This window comes from Ruegeria sp. BHSA123 (assembly GCF_059613425.1).
Map to the genome: position 1 here is coordinate 1 of NZ_JBXWSL010000133.1, position 4,087 is coordinate 4,087.

A 4,087-nucleotide genomic window follows, 5' to 3' on the forward strand; every position below is an offset into this window, starting at 1 on the left:
GTCCGAACTCGCTCACCAGCGCATGGCTGGTGCTTCTGGCACTCAGTCTAGCCTCAACGCTTTTGACCCTGATGAAAACGCCTGGCGGACTCATTGCAGGTGGTATCCTGCTCCTTGCCCTGATCAAAGCCCGTGTGATCCTGGCCCGATATCTGGACCTGGCTGAAAGCCCGGGCTGGCTGCGGGGTTTCACCATGGTTTTGACGGGGTTCTCTGCTGTGATCTTCGCACTTTACCTGATCTGAAAAAAGCCGCCCCAAAAGGGGCGGCAGGTTACCAAGCAAAGGGACGCTTAGGTTATTGTGCGGCCATTGGCATCCGCGCGATCTGACAGCGCTGCCACAGCGCCGACAATGCGCCCACCAGATGATCGATATCCTCGTCCGTATGAACGGGTGACGGTGTGATCCGCAGGCGCTCGGTTCCTTTTGGAACTGTGGGATAGTTGATCGGCTGAATGTAGATGCCAAACTCCTCAAGCAGGGTGTCTGAAATGAACTTGCACTTCACCGGGTCGCCGACCATTACCGGGATGATATGGCTGGGGTTGGGCAAATGCGGAATGCCCTCGGCATCCAATCGGGCGCGTACCTGCGCAACACGGGTTTTTTGCAAATCACGCTCGGCACTCGAATGCTTCAAATGCCGGATCGATGCGGCGGCACCCGCTGCAATCGATGGGGGTAGGGCAGTGGTGAAGATGAAACCACTGGCAAAGCTGCGGACAAAATCACACAGCGCGGCTGAGGCCGCGATATACCCACCAACCACGCCGAACGCTTTGCCCAACGTGCCTTCGATGACCGTCAGGCGATCCATCAATCCTTCGCGTTCGGCAATTCCGCCCCCGTGCGGGCCGTAAAGGCCGACGGCATGAACCTCGTCCAGATAGGTCATCGCGCCGTACTTGTCCGCCAGATCGCAGATTTCCTTGATGGGGGCGATATCGCCATCCATGGAATAAACCGATTCAAAGGCGATCATCTTGGGTGCGTTGGGATCAGCTGCGGCCAGTTTGGCGTCCAAATCCGCCAGGTCGTTATGTTTCCAAATCACCTTCTGGGCACGCGAATGCCGGATACCTTCGATCATCGAGGCGTGGTTGAGCGCATCAGAAAACACGATCAGCCCGGGAATTCGCGCGGCCAATGTCCCCAAAGCAGCCCAGTTCGACACATATCCCGAAGTGAACAGCAATGCCGCTTCTTTCCCATGCAGATCGGCCAGCTCAGCCTCAAGCAGAACGTGATCATGCGTGGTGCCCGAGATATTGCGCGTACCGCCAGCGCCTGCTCCACAGCGTTCCAGTGCGTCGTGCATGGCAGAGACCACCGAAGGGTGCTGCCCCATGCCCAGATAGTCATTGGAGCACCAGATCCGCACATCCCGCTGGACCGGTCCGTCGGTTTGGCGCGCGTTCGGAAACGCGCCACAGCGGCGTTGCAGGTCGATGAAAATCCGGTAGTTGCCTTCGTCTTTCAAAGTGTCGAGGCTGTGGCTAAAAAATTGCTCGAAGTCCATCTGGCGTGCTCCCCGGATAACTGAAATTTCGTTGAACCTATGCCAGTGGTTCGCGCCCTTACATGACAATAGTCAAGTTGGAGACCGAGAAAAGGGTGGCACCCCCGCGCTGGCTTTGGCATAGCATGTCACGGGGTTGATCATCCGGGGGTGTTCCCGGAACGGACGAATAAGGGGCTGCCTTCTTGTCACACGAGGCACAAAAGATAGTTGCACGGCAGTCACTGCTCTTGCGAAGCCTGCCAGAGCAACACGTCGATACTCTGCTGCGTCAGGCCGTCTGGCGGCAATACGACCGGGGCGAGACAATCTTTCTGCAAGAGGAAGAAGCCAGGGCCGTACATGTTGTACTGGCTGGTTGGGTCAAGCTGTTTCGCATTTCCCCGACCGGTGCCGAAGCCGTGGTGAGTGTTTTCACGCGCGGCGAAAGCTTTGGTGAAGCCGTTGCGCTGCGCAATGTGCCCTATCCCGTTTCGGCCGAGGCGGTATCTCCCTGCGAGATCATGCACATTCCAAGTCCGGTGCTGCTGTCGCTGATGAAGCAAGATCCGGAAATCTGCGTGTCGATTCTGGCGGCCACATTCACGCACCTGCATTCCCTTGTGGCGCAGCTCGAACAGCTCAAGGCCCAGACAGGTGCGCAGCGTGTCGCGGAATTCCTGCTGAATCTGTGTGATAGCGATGCCGGCCAGTGCGAAGTTGAACTGCCGTATGACAAGATGCTGATCGCCGGACGTCTGGGGATGAAACCCGAAAGCCTGAGCCGAGCGTTTTCGAGGTTGAAACCAGTCGGGGTGAAGATCAACCGAAACCACGCGGAAATTGCAGACATGGATGTATTACGGAATTACGCGGAAAGCGACCCGAGCGAGAAATAGAGCCGTGTGGCTGTTTCTCTGGGCAGTAAACTGGCCATTTCCGGTCTGCGATCTTTCCGGCAATCACTATCCTTACTATTCTTGCTGGATATGCCCTATTCGGCGCGATCCTGAATGGGTGAGGTGATGGAACGCAGACATGACGATTGAACAGAAACTAGCCGGTTATCCCCGCGCGAGACTGATGACAGCTGCCACGCCGGTCGAACGGCTTGATCGTCTGTCCGACCAGCTTGGTCTGGAACTGTGGATCAAACGGGATGATCTGACAGGGTTGAGCTTTGGCGGCAACAAAACCCGGCAGCTTGAGTTCTATATGGGTGAGGCACAGAAACAGGGGGCAGACACCATTCTGATCACCGGAGCTGTGCAGTCCAATTTCGTGCGCACGGCTGCCATGGCTGCGTCGAAGCTTGGGATGGAGGCCGTGCTTCAATTGGAAGAGCGCGTGCCCGATATGGGAGAGCACTATTATTCCTCGGGGAATGTTCTTCTGGCCCGGATTCTGGGTGCCGAGCACATGCACTACCATACCGGAGAAGACGAGGCCGGGGCCGACAATGCCCTTCACGTGCGGGCAGATCAGCTGATCGCTGAAGGCCGAAAGCCATATGTAATTCACTTGGGCATCGATCATCCGCCCTTGGGGGCGTTGGGTTATGTGGCCGGGGCTGCCGAACTACTGGATCAGATCGCCGATTTCGACGTCGCAGTGGTGCCATCCGGCAGCGGTTCGACCCACGGCGGGTTTCTGGCCGGGCTGCGTCTGACTGGCAACACGGCACCTGTTTACGGCATCTGCGTTCGCCGCGACCGTCGCCAGCAACATGCGCGGTTGCAAAAGGTATTGGAACGGTTGGCGGGTATGATGGAGTTTGACCCGGCTCTGGTCATGAAAGACATCCTCACATGGGACGGCGCATTACCTCCTGGATATGGGCGGATAGGCCCGTCCACACGGAAGGCGCTTGCACTGATGGCGCGCGCCGAGGGTATTTTTCTGGATCCGGTCTACTCGGCCAAAACATTTGCGGGTTTGTTGGAATTACGTGAAAACGGCACCATTCAACAGGGTCAGAAGGTTGTGCTGTTGCATACGGGTGGGCAACCGGCGCTGTTTGCATATCAGGAAGAGCTGATCCCGGCCTGAGAGCCATCCGAGAAGCCACTGTATACTAAGTCGCGATTAGCCAGCCAACCCGTGGTTTCGAAGCGCGCCACACGGTGACACGTGACCTATGTCAATGACAGTACCGCGGATGTCGTGTCGGTTGAGCGAACCTAGCCCACCTTAGAATGGGTGGAAGATATGTTCGCAGAGTTGGAGGCTGGATATGGCTGATGGATGCGGCTGTGATCGACACGTGCATATGTATCTGAGCGTGGATGAGGCCCTGCACCGTGGCCTGTCCGCTGCTGATCCGATCACAGAAACGGAAACGCTGCCTTTGGCCGCTGCAATAGGGCGAATATTGGCCCGCGACTGTTTCAGCAAGGTCGATATGCCCGCTTTCGACAATTCGGCAATGGATGGTTATGCGGTTCGAACCGCAGATCTTGGCGATGACGACCTGTTCCAGATGCCGGTGGAGGGTCGCATCGCGGCGGGGGACAGCGGGTCTCATGCTGCACCTGTCGGCAGCGCGGTGAGGATTTTTACCGGAGCGCCTGTTCCTTCTGATTACGAC

The 4,087-nt window shown here is 57.3% G+C and carries 4 protein-coding genes and 1 pseudogene; 4 read left to right on the forward strand and 1 reads right to left on the reverse strand.

Annotation, left to right across the window (positions count from 1 at the left end; translation table 11 throughout):
* The coding region (locus tag AC2FNC_RS20335) for a cytochrome C oxidase subunit IV family protein (protein ID WP_496716503.1) at positions 1 to 245 on the forward strand (245 nt) is incomplete at its 5' end.
* A gap of 52 nt (positions 246 to 297) precedes the next feature.
* Here the strand turns inward: AC2FNC_RS20335 and hemA are convergent.
* On the reverse strand, positions 298 to 1,521 hold the full coding sequence (gene hemA, locus AC2FNC_RS20340; RefSeq protein WP_496716505.1) for a 5-aminolevulinate synthase: 1,224 nt from the start codon (positions 1,519 to 1,521) through the stop codon (positions 298 to 300).
* 185 nt (positions 1,522 to 1,706) lie between these two features.
* Here hemA and AC2FNC_RS20345 point away from each other — a divergent pair, with 185 nt between their 5' ends.
* The 3 genes and pseudogenes from AC2FNC_RS20345 to AC2FNC_RS20355 form a co-directional block, all read left to right on the forward strand.
* Positions 1,707 to 2,399, forward strand: coding sequence for a Crp/Fnr family transcriptional regulator (locus AC2FNC_RS20345; RefSeq protein ID WP_480477349.1), 693 nt, complete (start codon positions 1,707 to 1,709; stop codon positions 2,397 to 2,399).
* A 139-nt stretch (positions 2,400 to 2,538) separates the two neighbouring features.
* Positions 2,539 to 3,549 (forward strand): D-cysteine desulfhydrase family protein, encoded by a 1,011-nt coding sequence (locus AC2FNC_RS20350; protein WP_480555366.1) that lies wholly within the window; start codon positions 2,539 to 2,541, stop codon positions 3,547 to 3,549.
* 184 nt (positions 3,550 to 3,733) lie between these two features.
* A pseudogene (locus AC2FNC_RS20355) lies at positions 3,734 to 4,087 on the forward strand (gephyrin-like molybdotransferase Glp); the annotation flags it as partial.